We start from the raw sequence: 15,197 nt of genomic DNA, 5'->3' as shown, positions 1-15,197 counted from the left end.
TTCCGTTATGCTTAAGGGCATTTTTTATCCCAAAAAAACAGTGAATGGCCCGTAGTCAAACGGGATGTTGCTAAATGTTGTACGGATTACAACTCGAATGCAGAGTTACCTGAGAGTTTAGGAGAATTGTTGTACGAAATACAAGAATCGTCCCGTTAATTAGCTTGACGGAGAGGAATTGCTGTATTTCATACAACAATTCTGGATTTTCACACCATATTACAAAGGGAAAGTTGCATTTCGTGCAGGATTTTCGCGATCCGGGCCGGCATAGCGGGCAAAGTTATGTATGGAGCGCAAGCCGGGGAGATTCGGGGTAACCGTCCCTGCGAACAGATTCATAATAAGCCGTATCCAGAAAAGCCGACGTTCTTCAGCTCACACAGCCTTGTTAAGCATTTAATGCATCGGTATAATCCAGGCATATTTCAGCGATCCCCGGCCTATTCTCCACATTGAGCACTCTATCTCCGGCAACAGCTCATCTAATTTTCAAGCACCAGCAATTTCTGTCCGGCATTCCGCTGCAGGCTTCGTTATAATTGTGGATAATTCTATTAGCCAACTGGAGTGAAGGTCTATGATCAATATTCGCAAAGCTATGGCCGAAGATGCCGAACAACTGGCTGCGGTTATGAAAAGAACATTTGACCGGGAAATGCAGCGCTGGCTACCGGGGGAAGAGCTGCTGCTGGACAGCAATCTCCGCCCTCCTGGCTATGCTTCCATTGAGTTGCACCGGTATGCCATCAGAGAAGCCGATTATTATGTCATTGAAGACGGTGCGCAGATCATTGGCGGCGCAAATGTGCATGTTCTAGGCAGGCATGCCCGGGTGGACAAGATATTTATAGATCCCGTCCGCCAGGGCACCGGCTTAGGTTCTAAGACCCTGGTATTCCTGGAAGAGCAGTATCCTGAAGTGCGGGCATGGAAGCTGGAAACCTCAAGCAAACAGCTAAGCAACCACTATTTCTATGAAAAATCCGGGTATGTGCGAATCTACGAATCCCCGGATGAATACGGCTATGAAAAAATAACCGTATCTCTGGCAGCTCCAGAGGAGCAGGGAATCCGGTTTGAAGATCAGCAGCTCTCCGGAGCGGAATTTGAGAACTGTGCAATGGATAAGGCTGATTTCTACAACATGAATCTTGCGACGGCCAGCTTCAATAACAGCAATCTATACGGCAGCCTGTTTACAGACTGCAACCTGAGCGGTGCGAAATTCACGAATCTGAATCTGGGCAGCGTCCTGATTGCCGATTCCCGGTTAAGCGGCAGCGAAATTGCTCTGGTTGCATTGGATGGTGTGCATTTTCATGACACGAGTCTGGGGGCCTCTGGTAAGCCCGCTCAGTTCGAGCGCTGTGATCTGTCAGGAAGTCATTTCACCGGCTGCGATCTGTCCGGCGTGAATATCTCGCAATGTGAAATCTCCGGCCTGCGGATTAATGATATCCCTGTGGAGAAATTGCTGGAGGCTTATGCTCAAGTGGAGAAATTGAATTAAAGCTAGTCAGCTAGAATCCGAAAACCTCCACATTAGCGGGAATTAAGAGTTTCTGCACTATTGTAAGCAATGTGCGGCCAGAGCTCCCGCGCCCAAGCTAACAGTGCCTCGTCCTCCCCGTAGGTGCCGATGCACTGGAAGCCGAGCGGCATACTCCCGATCATTGCAGCCGGCAGACTGATTGACGGCGCACCGGCGAATCCCCAGATAGCCGGCATTCCTGCCCAGCCTGTATTGTTCTCCTCTACCTTGGGCGCCGTGCCTCCTTGGGCCGGCGACACCCACAGGTCGATGCCCTCCTGAGCCATAAGATCTTGCAGATCACGCCGCAAAAGCTTCTGCTGGCTGCGGCACTGCACCAGCTCCTCATCCGGAATCTGCCGGCCTCTAAGAATAGCCTCCTGAACCGGGAGGCCGTATTCTCCCCTATGCTCCGCGAACCAATGCTCATGCTCCCGCGCCAGCTCTCCCTGGATAAACCGAATCATGGCATCTCCATAGATGAATTCATCCTTCCAGGGCATATCCACGTGGCGGACTTGGTAACCCAGCTGTTCGAGTATCCCTATCTGAGCGATGAAGACAGCTTTTACTTCCGGACTCATTAACTCCATGTATACCCCGGCGGGAATGCCGAGGACCGGCTTGCGGGTAGATATAGCGGGAATGGCCTCCCAATCCGGTACAAGCAGAGCTGCGGCGGCCTCCATTCCAGGCAAATCTTGAGTGAAGAAGCCGATGGTGTCAAAAGAAGGCGAGAGCAGCAGCACCCCGTCCAGCGGAACCCGGCCATAGCTCGGCTTGAATCCGACCACGCCGCAGAAGGATGCAGGCGCGATCACCGAACGCAGCGTCTGGGTACCAACCGCCAGCGGGCAGATTCCCGCAGCAACCGCAGCGGCTGAACCTGCACTTGACCCGCCGGGAGTATGCGCGATGTTATGCGGATTACGCGTTGCAATAGGCCCGTTATAGGCAAATTCCTCGGTTACTGTCTTCCCGGCAATCAGCGCGCCGAGGAAGCGGAGTCTTAGGACCAAAGAGCCCTCTGGTCCGGTCAACAGATCCGCGGGTAGCTGCGAACCGGCCCGGGTAGGCAGTCCCTCCACATGCAGCAAGTCCTTAACCGCCACAGGAACGCCGAATAAAGCCGGTTTGCTGTCCGCTTCGCTGTAAGTATGCAGCAGCAGAGCTTTTTCCCGGCCAAGCCGTTGTTCAGCGTCCGCTTCAGGAACAAAAGCGCGGATCTGCGCCTCAAGCTGTCCGAACCGCTCCAGGTACAAATCAAGTGATTTCTCAAGCCGGACTTCTGGTTCACCCGTACCATTCATCATCTCTATCAGTGATGATCTGTTAAGCAGCATGATATCAGCTCCATGGAAGATTATGTATAACACCGTCTTAGTTACGCTTAACTTGCAGAATGGTAACAGGATTTTTGTGTGTTTTCTAAATACAATAAACCAAATAAAAAGCCTCCCTGGCAGATCCGGCACCGGGGTGGCTTTCGAATATTCGCTTATAAGGCTGCACTTGTTGAGGCTAACCGCTAACTTCTTACTGCTTATTTATCCCCGTCCTTCTTATACTCCTCCAGCTTCTGATTCAGCTGCTTGGCTTCCCTTTTGCCGTCGATGTGCATCATAGTGTACACCATGGCTTTAACCACCAGAATCACGATGACGAACGGCACCAGCACCCCTTTATCCATCAGCGGGCCGTCAGCGAACAGCCACAGCCAGAGTATAACCCTAATTTGTGTTTAAGCACAGGGATATATTGTCTGGAGATATAGACCTTTTCACCGTTTTGCAGCAGCGCCTCATATCTGCCGTAGAGCACCGGGCTGAGTGATTGGATTGTGGCAACATTCAGGATGGTCGATTTGGATGCTCTGAAAAAATCCCCATGCTCGTAATCCATCTCCAGCTCATACAGCTTCATCCGGGATTCGTACACCTTCTCGTGGCAATAAATGAACACCTTATGATCAACCGCCTCGAAGTAATACACATCCCGTGGACTAATGATATGCAGCTGCAAATCACTCATCCCGATCAGCTTTCTGGAGCTGGAGTTCACAGAGTAGATCAGCCTCAGCAAGGATTCATCCGGGTCGTTGCACCTTAGAATAATTCCAGGCTCACCGCCCTCCGGAACGTTCTCAATTGTATTTTTCATCGCCCATCGCCTCCTGCGCTTCTCCTTACAGTTACAGTATATTTTTGCAAAAAGACTTATACAATGGCCTTTGCTCAAGCTGCGCTGTGGCGCCTTTAAGCTGCATTTTCAGCAGGTCAGGATACTTGTATACAAAAAGAAACGGCAGCACCGTCCTTTGGATTAGGATAGTCCGCCGTTCAATCTCAGCTTCCGCTGCAATCGCTAGTGTGCCGCACAGAGAACGTACGCTATTGCGGTAATTTAGCCCATGTCTCGTTCAGCCACTGTGCAAACTTCTCTTTCTCTTCGAACTGCGGATAATGCGCCGACTGGTCGAACACCACGAACTCCTTCTGCGGCGCCTCCAGCTCATCCAGGTATTTACGCGCCTCGCTCACCGAGGTCATCAGATCATACTTCCCCATGACAAAATATACGGGGATATCCATGTGATCCACCAGCTCCGTAATATCATGCTCTGACAACTCTGGCTGCAGGTTAAGCTCCGAGATCGAATTCCCCTTGAAAAAGCGGACGGCATCCAGCAAATTATACTCCGTTCCGAACAATAAACCTTTGAAAAGATCGGTGATGTCGTCAATCTGTCTTACTGAACCGCTGTATTTGCTGATTTTGTCACGGGGACTGATCGCGTCTCCTGTTGTAACCGGTTCCCTCAAGTGCTCCAGTTCCTCCGCCTCTGCGTTATTGCCGGCAAGCCTCGCCTGATCGATCATGAATTGCAGACTTTCCAGCTCGCTGTTAACCCAATTGGCCGTCTGGCCAATCCCGATATAGGCACTGAACTTGTCCGGCGCCTTGCTTGCCGCCTGTGTTGCTATGTATGTACCGTAGGAGTGGCCGATCAGCAGCACTTTCTTCTGGCCAAACTCCTGCTCAAGATATTCTGTGAGGGCCAATAAGTCCTCCACCAATAACTCTGAAGTCAAATTCGAATAATCCTCGGAGAAATGATAGGACTTCCCGCTGCCCCTCTGATCATACTGGACGACCGTGAAATTCTGCTCCAGCAGATTCTGATATTTCCGTACATACGGAGTCTCCGGTACCCCTGGCCCGCCATGCACAAAAATCACCAGCGGATTGCTCCGGTCCTTCCCCCGTATCATCACTTCCTGCCTGGTGCCGTTAATCTCAATCTGCTGCAGGGTACTTACACTGTTGCTTCCTTTAATGCCTGGAGTCCATGTCGGGAAGACGAATCCCACTCCAATTAGCAAGACGATTAGCAGCAGGCCAATCATCAATATCCGCAAAGCGGTTCTCCGCTTACTTCTGTGTTTCTTCAATCTTGAATCCTCCTTAGTATTTACTAAGTCCTGATTTCCCACCTTATCACATCATTGGCAGATCAAGTATGATCCAAGTCGCTTTCTGGCCTGAATATGGGGAGGTATAATAACCGGTATAGGTCGTGAAGCACACGCCGCCGCAATAGAACGTTTGTCTGGAGCTAACCTTCCAGATGCGTTGTATTGCGGCGGCTTTTCTTGTATTCGGATCGGATTGGATCAACTCAAACTCGTGGGTCAAACTATTCGCAAGGGAGATACGGCAATGTCGAGATTTGAACAGCACTATGATGAATGGCTGCAGGAACAGATTCATGTGGAGACAGGTGCAATACGCTTGGAGCTGCTCCAAAAAGGCCTAGGACACGGAACCAGAGAATTTCTGCGCTCTGTCTGGTTTCCCGCTATCGGGAATTTCAATCATCTCTTTCCGGAATGGGAGGTCCGGGATTTCAATAACGGCTACCGCTATTTGGATCTGGCGTATATGCCCGGTGGAGCAAAAGGCGGAATCGAGATCCAGGGCTTCGGCCCTCATGCCAGAGATCTGGATTTCAGAAGATTCAAAGACCTGTGCAGACGGCATTGTCTACTCGCACTGGATGGCTGGACCTTTCTGCCGATCGCTTACCCGTCCATCACCGAAGAACCTCAGCTATGCCAGCAGCTGGTGCTCGCTTTTATTGGCGGATTCATAGCCACGGACGTATCAGCATCCTTATCCTGGCTGGAGGCAGAGACCGTCCGCCTGGCCCGGCGTATGCTGCGGCCGCTGACTCCGCTGGAGCTTGCCCGGCACCTCAAGATATGCGACCGTCAGTCCAGACGCATTCTTCATGATCTCGCTTACGCTGCAGATCCTGGATGTCGCGAGTGGTTCACATCGGGCTCGGGCTTACAAGCTTCGGCTGTAACGGCGGGAATCCCCCGCAAGCGCAGGAGAGTACCGCCAGCAATGGATACGACTAAGCAATGGGTACACCTAGGAGTAACTTGGAGTAACTAAGAGTAACTAGGAGTATATTGGAGTATATAGAGTATGTTGCAGTATGTAGAGTCGTAAGCAGTATGTAGCAGTATGTAGAGTATATAGGAGTAACTATTGAGTAACTTGGGGTATCTAGTAATGAGGTAACACTCGAGTAATAGGCAAGAAATTCCTGAGCCGCAATCAGATAACTGTTGAGCTGCACCACCCTTTAGGTACGCCCCTCCAATGAAGCGGACTGAGATGCGCTTATTTTGCTGAAAGCGGGGCTTTTCCACTAGCTCGCGGACTGAGATTCCTTTATTTGCTCCTGAATCACTCCAAAACACCCCTCAGAGCAGAAATAACGGATTTTCAGTCCGCGAACAACCTAAAAACGCCCATAAATTCAAAATAACGGAATCTCAGTCCGCGACTTTCGGCGGCTTTCCGCCACTGTGCAAATTCAACTACTATACTCTCTATATATGATTTTTAGCCCGACTGCGACGGCTAAGTGGCGCTGGATACCTGTCTCTGTCCCTGTCCCTGTCCCTGTCCCTGTCCGTGTCCCTGCCCCGCTGAACATTCTGGACTGTTTAAGTTATCATACAGTTGAGCCTGGGCTGCAAAAGACTCCCCCTATCCCCTAGGAGGAGAGTCCGCACTATTCTCCGTAATTTCATTCCCGTATTTTCATTCCCGCAATTTCATTTCCTGTGTTTCATTCTCCGCATTTTCATTCCCGTAATTTCATTCTCCGCATTTTCATTCCCGCATTTTCACCCGCGTTCTTTCTCCCAGATGGTCATCTCTGCCTCCAGCGCAAAGCCAATCCTCCGGTAAAAAGGCTGCATAGGACCCGTATAAGCTTTGACCATGCCCAGTGTCCTCAGGCGGTTCAGGCCTTCATATATCACGGCTCTGCCCAGCCCCTGTCTTCTGTAATTCACATGTGTTCCAACCGGTTCGAGCATGCCAATCCTATTCGCTTCATCCACAAAAATATTGCAGAAGGCCACGACCTCTCCCGCAGCGTTCACCAGCGACAGATCCAGCCCGGGGCGGTACCCCGGTGCTTCACGAAGTCCGCCATAATGCTGCAGCGTCTGCTCCGCTTTCTTCGTCCCTGCATAGTCAAAAGCCATAATATGCCCCTGCGCCTTCGCACGGTCACTGACTTCATCCCCGCAGCAAAGGGTGAAGCCATGGGGAAGGTCTGCCCGGAATTCCTGATCCAGCGCGACCGAAATGATATTATCACTTTCATTTCGCAGCAGCTTATATCCCCGGCTGCGCGCCATCGCTTCCAGCGCGGGCATGAATTTCGGAATGGCCAGCTTAGGGCTGTCCGGACTGGAACTCTTTTCTATGAATCCGAACATTTCGCCCAGTAACTCCTCCTGCGGCTCCAGCGTATCCAGCTGAAAATAGTAGTCTCCGTCACGGCAGACAACGGCGGCCAGCTCACCTGCCTCATCTTCCCACAGTCCTATATGCTGCTCCCAGCCGGGCAACATGCCCGCTCTCTTGTGAATAAAGAATATTTCAAACTCCCAGCGGGCAATGGACCAGCTGTTCGGCCGTTTCAGCCTGGAGTAGACCCGCGAAATATACTCCCGCACCTTCATCATATCTTGCGGAGTATAGGCTCTATATTCTGCTCTACCTGTTCTACCTGTTCTACCTGCCCTACCGGCTCTCCTATTCATTTCATCCTCCAGAGGCTCTGTCATTCCTTTATTCTACGGAACAGGCAGAGGACATTATATACCAAGCTCTTCTAGAATTGTTTTATCTCACAGCAAGAACCCGCAGATCAGCTCTGCGGGTTCTTGGAATATACGATTTTTCGGATGCTGTCTATGGATAATCCATATTGCTCACACAACTGGCTCATGTCTGCGCCTTCACGGAAGCATTTGCGTATCTCCCCGTTCCGGATCTTATAGTAACCGGCTGCACCGGAGCTTTCGCCCCATTTTCTGCGGCTGCTCGGACGGGTGGGGATATACAAGGCTTCCCCATGAATATATTGCTGAATTTCCTTCAGCAGGTGGTCTGGCAATAACGTTGCTGCATTTACACATTTCATCTTTGGCCCGCCTCCTTAAAATAAATTGATCTTTTAAGGGCAAAGCCTGTATGAATAACTGTACCTATCTGTTACTTCAGGCGAATACTATCCGCTCCATGCCAAGCTTTCGCCTTAGTTATTCCACAGGCTTTGCATGGAGCGTGCCGTTCACATAGTGGTTCATTCTATACATGGTCCTTCACCTCCCAGGGCAGCGCTGACTGCCACCGTATACAGTTACATTTTATGGATGCAGATCATTACTATTCTAAAATAATACTATCCGCAACACAACGTGGAAGTTTCATTGTCCTTTCACCCTAGAAATTAAATATAATTAAACTTTACTGTCTAAAAGTTGGTTTTTTGCGGGAGTCGATTATATAATGGGGTTTATATGGTAAAGAAAGGGTGCTGATAATCCAATGAAATTCTCAGAATACCGTTATGAACGTCCGGATGTGGAGCAATTTAAAGCCGATTTCACAACCTTGTTGAAAGGCCTGGAGAATGGCAGTTTGGAGGAGCAGAAGGCTGCGGTTGCCGCCATGAATGAGCTCCGCAGCAAATTTGGTACGATGGAGACCCTGGTCAGCGTCCGCCACTCGATTGATACCGAGGATGAGTTCTACAAGGCTGAACAGGATTACATGGACGAGATCGGTCCGGTGGTCCAGGAGTACATAACGGATTATTACAGAGCACTTGTAAATTCCAAGTACAGAGCCGAATTTGAACAGGAATGGGGAACGCAGCTGCTAAGCTTGGCCGAAATTTCCCTGCGTACCTTCAGCCCTGAAGTTATCGGAGACTTACAGCTTGAGAACAAGCTGTCCTCTGAATACGCCCAATTGATCGCCTCTGCCAAAATTAGTTTTGACGGTGAAGAGCGTACCCTGGCCCAGCTGATCCCTTATGATTCATCGACTGACCGTTCTGTGCGCCAGGGAGCTTTTGAAGCCAGATATGCCTTCATGTCAGAGCATGAACCGGAACTCGACCGGATTTATGATGAGCTCGTTAAGGTACGTGCCAGCATAGCTGCCAAGCTTGGATACAGCAGCTTTGTGGAGCTGGGGTATGAACGGATGATGCGTACGGATTACAATGCCGGGATGGTTGCTAATTTCCGCAAGCAGGTGCTTGAGAATATCGTTCCTCTTGCAACGAAGCTGAAACAGCGCCAGAAGGAGCGTCTGGGTCTGGATGAATTGAAATTTTACGATGAGGGCATTAGCTTCAATTCCGGGAATGCTACACCCAAGGGCGATCCTGACTGGATTGTGGCTAACGGAGCGAAGATGTACAAGGAGCTGTCACCGGAAACCGATGAGTTCTTCACCTTCATGCTGGACAATGGGCTGATGGATCTGGTCAGCAAGAAGGGCAAGCAATTCGGCGGTTACTGTACCTACTTCAGCGACTATCAGGCACCGTTTATTTTCTCCAACTTCAACGGAACCTCAGCGGATATTGATGTGCTGACCCATGAAGTGGGGCACGCCTTCCAGGTGTATTCCAGCCGCAACTCCGGTGTTCCGGAATATGCTTTCCCAACCTTTGAAGCCGCAGAAATCCACTCGATGAGTATGGAATTCTTCGCTTGGCCGTGGATGGACCAGTTCTTCGAACAGGATGCGGACAAATACCGCTTCAATCACCTGGCAGAAAGTCTGTTGTTTATTCCTTATGGTGTCTCTGTTGATGAGTTCCAGCATTTTGTCTATGAGCACCCGGAGGCGACTCCGGCTGAACGTAAGCAGGCCTGGCGGGAAATTGAGCAGAAATATCTGCCCCACCGCGATTATGACGGCAACGTCTATCTGGAGCAGGGCGGCTTCTGGCAAAAGCAGGCGCATATCTACCGTTCCCCGTTCTACTATATTGACTATACGCTGGCCCAGCTCTGCGCCTTCCAGTTCTGGAAACGCTCGAATGAGGATTTCAAATCCGCATGGTCGGATTATCTGCGCCTCTGCAAGGCTGGAGGAAGCCAGTCCTTCACGAAGCTGGTAGAGCTTGCCGGACTGATCTCACCGTTCGAGGACGGCTGCGTCAGCTCCGTCATCGGGGATATTGAGAGCTGGCTGAACAGCATTGATGATAAGGCGCTGTAAGTAGAGTACCTCCTATGGCAACAAGGCCACTGAACAATTAACTTCAGGTAGCCAAGCTATACCCCAAACCCCAAAAAGCACTCCCGGCCAGTACCAGCGGCGGAGTGCTTTTTGGATGTAATCTATGTATAACAGCTCTATTCCAGCGGCGGCTCCTGCAGGGCAAACAGAGTCTCCACCGGTTTGAAGTAGAGATGGCCGTCCGGCCATGGCTGGAAATGCAGATCCATCCGTGAGTCCGCCCACACTTCCGGAGTTCCGGATGTAGCCAGCTTCCCCAGTAGCACGGGTACCTCCACCACTGCCGGGAACTCCTGATAGCCGAACAGGAGGTTCTCATGTATACCGATCACCTCGTATTTCGGTCCATGGAAAGCCTGTTCCTCCTGCAGCTGATAGTGGTAATAGACATAGCTCGCTACCCTCTCCGGCTTCAGATGCGCCACTCTTCCGACCATCTGCTCAGGCTTGGTCTTGCGCCGCCAGTGCGCAGCATCCGCTGGTGCATTGAAGTGAAACACATCGATCAGCGGAATCCATTGGCGGGGCTGAGCTTCTCCCGGCCAGTCGGCCAGATACCGCGCCGCCTGCGGCAGCAGTTCTTCCGGCAGGATCGCTTCGTCCATACATTCATAGTAGAGGAATACATTGTGATTCCAGCAGAATCCCGCAGCCGTCATCAAGCGGCCCTCCCGGATCAGTCTTGCCGCTTCGCCGCCGGACCGCAAATAATCCTTGCCCGCTTCACCTGAATCCTTCAGGCATGCTCTTGCCATTACCCTGATCATACGTTTTGTTCAGCCTCCCATTCTGCCTGAAACCACTTATTTCTTCTTCTTTGCCTTACCCGCTGTCTGCTGCTGATTCTCTTCCACTCTGAATTTAACGATCCTCGTAATGAGTTCATACGGAAGCGGCTCTTGAATCGGAAATTGCACAGAGCCTTTGGCCCCTTTATATTTCGCAAGTTCCTGTTTGAACGCTTCAATTCCCTGTGGTGCCGGATAGAATCCAATGTGATTCTTGAATGCGGCGAAATGCACCAGGTTTTTATGCAGGAAGAAGGTCGGCATCTGATAGCTGATCTTCTCCTCTGCCTCTGGCGCTGCCTCCCGGATTACCTTGCGCAAGGTCTGCAGAATCTCCTGGACCTCTGGTGCATAAGCCGAAATATATTGATCGACAGATTCATAGGTGACTTTATTCTCTTCCATCGGGGCCCAACTCCTTTTAGTTCATACTCAAGTTCGTAAGCCATTGCAGGCAAAGCGGAATGAACGCTTCGTAATCCTTCAACGCTTGCAGCGTAGGCAGCACCTGGCTTGTCCCAAGCTCCCGCTCCGCTTCATCCGGGCCTTCCAGCCCCAGAGACCGCCGGATGCTGTAATCCAGCCAGCCTAGCTTCCCGTGGTAACCGCTGCTTAGCACCTCCGGCCAGGGGTCACGCGTCTCTCCACCATGATTACGGTAAGTCTGAATCAGCGTACAGAAAGCCTCCTTGCGGATGTGACCACTCTCAAAGTCTGACCAATAGAGTGCCACTTCAACCAGCTCCTGCGCCGGGTTGATCCAGCCCGCAGCCTCCCAGTCAATAATAACGGGCCGGCCGTCATGATCCCACAGCACATTCTTGGGGTCCAGATCCCGGTGGCTGATGATCCTGTTGCCATTAAGGATCGGCATAGCAGCATTCACCAGCTCCTCATAGCGGTAGAGCTTGTCCAGAGCAGCCATAAGGGAAGCGGACCATGGAAGAACCATCGCCTGACCCTGTATGGCATACCCTTTCCAATCAGTCTGCAATTGTTCCGCTGTGCTATCCCTATGGAGCTCATTATGGAGCGGAGAGAAGTCCGTGGCATGTATAGCCGCGAGAGCTTTCCCCATAGTGATGCAGTGCTCCAGGCCCGCGTTGCCTGCAGATATAGAGCGGCCTTGAATCCATGGAAACAGCAGATAATACTGCCCGTCCACTTCATGTACACAGCTCCCCTCATGCAGCAGAGCCGGGAGAGCATTTATTCCATGTCTGCTTGCCAGCTCCGCGGCCTTCTCGGCGGCTGTCAGGTTGTTCATCACTGATTCCCGGAGCATAATCTGCGGATTCAGCGCTTTCACTGCGTACTCTGCCTGATCCGTGGTCATCCGGTACATCCGGTGCAGGAACCCGCCGAAGATTTGCTCCGGCTCAGTGCGCAGTGACCCCAAGTTATATGTAGCACATAGCTTTTCAAAATTCAATTTATAATTCGTAAGCATCATCGTCAGTTAGTCCTTCCGGCATAAAAAATTAAATACTCATCCAAGTGGGCTCTCCAGTACTCCCCGTCATGTTTCCCTGCTCTTAAGTGATATTCAACCGGCACGCCCTTATCCTTAAGCAGTGTATATAATTGCTCTGCACCTTCATAGAACCGATAGCTGTCCTCTTCCCCGCAATCCAGGTATACTGCCAGACCCCTTAAATCCCTATCCTTCGCCAAAATAAGCGGATCACGTTCCTGCCGCTCCGCTTCTGTCGGATACAGGAATCTGATCAGGCCGTATTCACCGCCCACCGAAGACCAGTCATCCAGAAACAGTGCCGGGCTATGCCCGCCTGCCCTGCTGTAAACATCGCTGTGCAGCAGCGCGGCATGCAGGCTGACAAAGCCGCCCATTGAAATACCGCCAATATAGCGCGAATCCCGCTCAGCTAACGTGCAGAAATGCGAATCCACATAATTCACAACATCCTTCACCAGATAATCTTCATACATCCCGTTATAGGTCGTCAGGGGATCACCCGGATCATTTACTGCATATGTAGGAGAAGAATTCAGCCCATAGCTGTTATCCATCTGCGGGGAGACGATAATGAGCGGATTGATCTGACCGGTTTGGGCCAGCCTTTCTGCATTCAGATGCAGCCCGAGGCCAGCGATCATATCCGTTTCTTTGCCGCCGTAGCCGTGGATGAGATAGAGGACCGGATAACGCTGCTCCGTGCTGTAGCCTTCGGGCAGGTAGATACTGAGCCGCATCTCCTGATCCAGCGCCTCACTGTGAAACGTTAAATTTTGAATTCCGGGGGTCTGCAGCGGTGCTGCCGACGCAGTCCCTTCAGCTGCGGTTGCGGACGCTTCCGGGGAAGCTGTCTGGACGGCCGCTGAATCAGTACCGGAAGAACAACTCACAAGCGACATGCAGCATATTAGCATGATTAGCATCGTTAGCACCATTAGCTTAGACCTGGCATTTCCGCGGCTTTGCATAAATCGCCTCCAATATTCTATTTATTCCACCGTATAATAACGCTTACATTAAACATTATCATATCAATGAATGTATGTGGTATAACTATTCTGCCGGCTGGAGCTGGATCAAGCTGGAACCCAGTCCGCTTCAGCAAGAACATCCATTTTGAATAATATTATTTCTAATACAAGCACGTACAAGCATATACAAGCACGAAAGACCGCAGCTTCCGCGGTCTTTCGTCCCTATCTATAAACAATCTCCATTCGCATCCCGGTCTGAAGAGCAGGAAGGCAGTATGGACCTTAGGTTTTTTCGTCCCTATCTATAAACAATCTCCATTCGCATCCCGGTCTGAAGAGCAGGAAGGCAGTATGGACCTTAGAGTTAGCGCAAGGCTTCTCTAGTTAATCTTCGTGAGCAGCCACTTCTGGGCATCTGTTCCGTTGTCGGTCCATTGCTGCACTGCCGCACCATCCGCTGTAGAGGACGAGGAGACATCCATAGCCAGCCCGCTCGCTTTGGATATAAGCTTGTAGTAGCCGCCGCCTACATCGATGATGCTCCAGCGCTGGGCATTGCTGCCATTGTCATTAGCCTGCTGCAGCTGGACTCCGCTTGAAGTGGAGGCATTCGGAACATCCAGCACCTTCCCGCTATGCATCGCAGTAAGCTTGTAGAAGCCATCCCCTGTACTCTCCACTCTGAATTGCTGGTTGCTGGCAGTATAATTAGTCCACTGGTGCATTTTGGCCCCGTCTGCCGTGGAGACATCCTTCACATCCAGCACTTTGCCGCTTACTTTGGACATTAATGTGTATACTCCGCCGCTGACAATGCCGGTCGATGGAGCGCCTGCCTGATACACACGCACATAGTCAACCAGCATTTGTGCCGGGAAGCTGGTAGCACTGTTCGGTGCACCCGGCCAATTGCCGCCTACCGCAAGGTTCAGCAGCAGGAAGAACGGTTTCTGGAATTCCTCTGTATTGCCTGTTCCGTTCTCAATATAGAATTGATTGAACTGGTTGCCGTCAACGAACCACTTGATATATTTTGAATCCCACTCCACGCTGTACACATGATACTGGGAGAAATCCAGATTTCCGGACACCTGCCCATATTCGGCATGCCCGCCTGCATCCCAATGCACTGTACCGTTGACGAAGGCGTTATTATTCACCCGTTCCATAATATCCGTTTCCCCGGAGGCCGGCCAGCCGGCCGTGGTGATATTGGAGCCCAGCATCCAGAATGCAGGCCATAACCCCTGACCGGAAGGCAGCTTGATTCTGGCTTCTATTTTGCCGTAGGTGAAATTCTTGAGGCCCTGCGTCTTGATCCGTGCTGAGGTATAGTTCATGCCGCCATAGGATTCCTTCTGCGCTGTGATTACAAGGTTGCCGCCGGTAACCTGCAGATTCTGTGCCCGGTTCGTATAATATTGCAATTCATTGTTTCCCCAGCCGCCGCTGCCGGTGCCGGTCTCGGCAGTCCAGTTGGCGGTGTTCAGGGAAGAGCCGTCGAACTCATCGCTCCAGGCCAGATTCCAGGTTGAAGCTGCGCTGGAATTCCCCGTAGGCACCAGTGCGATCAAAAGCGTGAACAGCAGAAACAAACGTAAGACTTTTCCTCTTCTCAACATCGTTGTCCTCCTCTTTGCTATTCAAGGTTGCCCATCCTATTTCAATGCACGCGTACGTTCGTGCAGTTGAAACCTAACCCAACCGGTTTCGAAAATGGCATTTGAGAACGTCTTCATCCGCTACACCCCATATATATCGTTTTTACTCCCAATAAGAACTGTAAT

The 15,197-nt window shown here is 51.1% G+C and carries 13 protein-coding genes and 1 pseudogene; 3 read left to right on the top strand and 11 right to left on the bottom strand.

From position 1 onward, the window contains the following. The first annotated feature begins 580 nt into the window (after window positions 1-580). Window positions 581-1,513: a GNAT family N-acetyltransferase gene (locus QW71_RS24560; RefSeq protein WP_039305170.1), complete on the top strand. Its 933-nt coding sequence runs from the start codon at window positions 581-583 to the stop codon at window positions 1,511-1,513. A gap of 32 nt (window positions 1,514-1,545) precedes the next feature. Here the strand turns inward: QW71_RS24560 and QW71_RS24555 are convergent, their stop codons facing one another. The 4 genes from QW71_RS24555 to QW71_RS24545 form a co-directional block, all read right to left on the bottom strand. After that, a complete protein-coding gene (locus QW71_RS24555; RefSeq protein WP_052770163.1) occupies window positions 1,546-2,877 on the bottom strand; it encodes an amidase in 1,332 nt (443 codons plus the stop codon). Between the two features lie 200 nt (window positions 2,878-3,077). Further along, window positions 3,078-3,224 (bottom strand): hypothetical protein, encoded by a 147-nt coding sequence (locus QW71_RS40600; RefSeq protein ID WP_160311839.1) that lies wholly within the window; start codon window positions 3,222-3,224, stop codon window positions 3,078-3,080. Next, complete coding sequence (locus QW71_RS24550; protein WP_047013951.1) at window positions 3,224-3,694, bottom strand: LytTR family DNA-binding domain-containing protein; 471 nt, start codon at window positions 3,692-3,694, stop codon at window positions 3,224-3,226. Before QW71_RS24550 ends, QW71_RS40600 begins: the two co-directional genes overlap by 1 nt. 230 nt (window positions 3,695-3,924) lie before the next feature. Next, window positions 3,925-4,941: an alpha/beta fold hydrolase gene (locus QW71_RS24545; protein WP_039305293.1), complete on the bottom strand. Its 1,017-nt coding sequence runs from the start codon at window positions 4,939-4,941 to the stop codon at window positions 3,925-3,927. 313 nt (window positions 4,942-5,254) lie between these two features. Here QW71_RS24545 and QW71_RS37285 point away from each other — a divergent pair. Further along, window positions 5,255-5,903: pseudogene (locus QW71_RS37285) on the top strand (transcriptional regulator). An 835-nt stretch (window positions 5,904-6,738) separates the two neighbouring features. Here QW71_RS37285 and QW71_RS24535 read toward each other — a convergent pair. Continuing rightward, entirely contained in the window at window positions 6,739-7,668 is a 930-nt protein-coding gene (locus QW71_RS24535) for a GNAT family N-acetyltransferase (protein ID WP_160311838.1), read from the bottom strand. A 107-nt stretch (window positions 7,669-7,775) separates the two neighbouring features. Then, window positions 7,776-8,051, bottom strand: a complete 276-nt coding sequence (locus QW71_RS24530) for a CD3324 family protein (protein ID WP_039305165.1) — start codon at window positions 8,049-8,051, stop codon at window positions 7,776-7,778. 407 nt (window positions 8,052-8,458) lie between these two features. Here QW71_RS24530 and QW71_RS24525 point away from each other — a divergent pair, with 407 nt between their 5' ends. Beyond that, complete coding sequence (locus tag QW71_RS24525) at window positions 8,459-10,150, top strand: M3 family oligoendopeptidase (protein ID WP_039305162.1); 1,692 nt, start codon at window positions 8,459-8,461, stop codon at window positions 10,148-10,150. Between the two features lie 137 nt (window positions 10,151-10,287). Here QW71_RS24525 and QW71_RS24520 read toward each other — a convergent pair whose 3' ends face one another. From QW71_RS24520 to QW71_RS24500, 5 genes are all read right to left on the bottom strand, one after another. Further along, window positions 10,288-10,938: a hypothetical protein gene (locus tag QW71_RS24520; RefSeq protein ID WP_039305159.1), complete on the bottom strand. Its 651-nt coding sequence runs from the start codon at window positions 10,936-10,938 to the stop codon at window positions 10,288-10,290. A 36-nt stretch (window positions 10,939-10,974) separates the two neighbouring features. Then, on the bottom strand, window positions 10,975-11,364 hold the full coding sequence (locus tag QW71_RS24515) for an iron chaperone (protein WP_039305157.1): 390 nt from the start codon (window positions 11,362-11,364) through the stop codon (window positions 10,975-10,977). Between the two features lie 16 nt (window positions 11,365-11,380). Beyond that, a complete protein-coding gene (locus QW71_RS24510) occupies window positions 11,381-12,358 on the bottom strand; it encodes a phosphotransferase (protein ID WP_160311837.1) in 978 nt (325 codons plus the stop codon). 56 nt (window positions 12,359-12,414) lie between these two features. After that, window positions 12,415-13,404, bottom strand: a complete 990-nt coding sequence (locus QW71_RS24505; RefSeq protein WP_052770162.1) for an esterase family protein — start codon at window positions 13,402-13,404, stop codon at window positions 12,415-12,417. Between the two features lie 386 nt (window positions 13,405-13,790). Then, window positions 13,791-15,032, bottom strand: a complete 1,242-nt coding sequence (locus QW71_RS24500) for an RICIN domain-containing protein (RefSeq protein ID WP_039305151.1) — start codon at window positions 15,030-15,032, stop codon at window positions 13,791-13,793. Between the last annotated feature and the right edge of the window lie 165 nt (window positions 15,033-15,197).

It is taken from the genome of Paenibacillus sp. IHB B 3415, assembly GCF_000802655.2.
GTDB lineage: Bacteria > Bacillota > Bacilli > Paenibacillales > Paenibacillaceae > Paenibacillus_AQ > Paenibacillus_AQ phytohabitans.
The sequence above is the reverse complement of the archived record's forward strand: the minus strand, read 5'-3'. Positions and strand labels throughout refer to the sequence as shown.

Bases quoted from the DNA above. Each gene is read 5' to 3' on its own strand.
- QW71_RS24560 (WP_039305170.1), top strand. From the start codon at position 581: ATGATCAATATTCGCAAAGCTATGGCCGAAGATGCCGAACAACTGGCT.
- QW71_RS24555 (WP_052770163.1), bottom strand. From the start codon at position 2,877: ATGCTGCTTAACAGATCATCACTGATAGAGATGATGAATGGTACGGGT.
- QW71_RS40600 (WP_160311839.1), bottom strand. From the start codon at position 3,224: ATGGATAAAGGGGTGCTGGTGCCGTTCGTCATCGTGATTCTGGTGGTT.
- QW71_RS24550 (WP_047013951.1), bottom strand. From the start codon at position 3,694: ATGAAAAATACAATTGAGAACGTTCCGGAGGGCGGTGAGCCTGGAATT.
- QW71_RS24545 (WP_039305293.1), bottom strand. From the start codon at position 4,941: ATGATTGGCCTGCTGCTAATCGTCTTGCTAATTGGAGTGGGATTCGTC.
- QW71_RS24535 (WP_160311838.1), bottom strand. From the start codon at position 7,668: ATGAATAGGAGAGCCGGTAGGGCAGGTAGAACAGGTAGAACAGGTAGA.
- QW71_RS24530 (WP_039305165.1), bottom strand. From the start codon at position 8,051: ATGAAATGTGTAAATGCAGCAACGTTATTGCCAGACCACCTGCTGAAG.
- QW71_RS24525 (WP_039305162.1), top strand. From the start codon at position 8,459: ATGAAATTCTCAGAATACCGTTATGAACGTCCGGATGTGGAGCAATTT.
- QW71_RS24520 (WP_039305159.1), bottom strand. From the start codon at position 10,938: ATGATCAGGGTAATGGCAAGAGCATGCCTGAAGGATTCAGGTGAAGCG.
- QW71_RS24515 (WP_039305157.1), bottom strand. From the start codon at position 11,364: ATGGAAGAGAATAAAGTCACCTATGAATCTGTCGATCAATATATTTCG.
- QW71_RS24505 (WP_052770162.1), bottom strand. From the start codon at position 13,404: ATGCAAAGCCGCGGAAATGCCAGGTCTAAGCTAATGGTGCTAACGATG.
- QW71_RS24500 (WP_039305151.1), bottom strand. From the start codon at position 15,032: ATGTTGAGAAGAGGAAAAGTCTTACGTTTGTTTCTGCTGTTCACGCTT.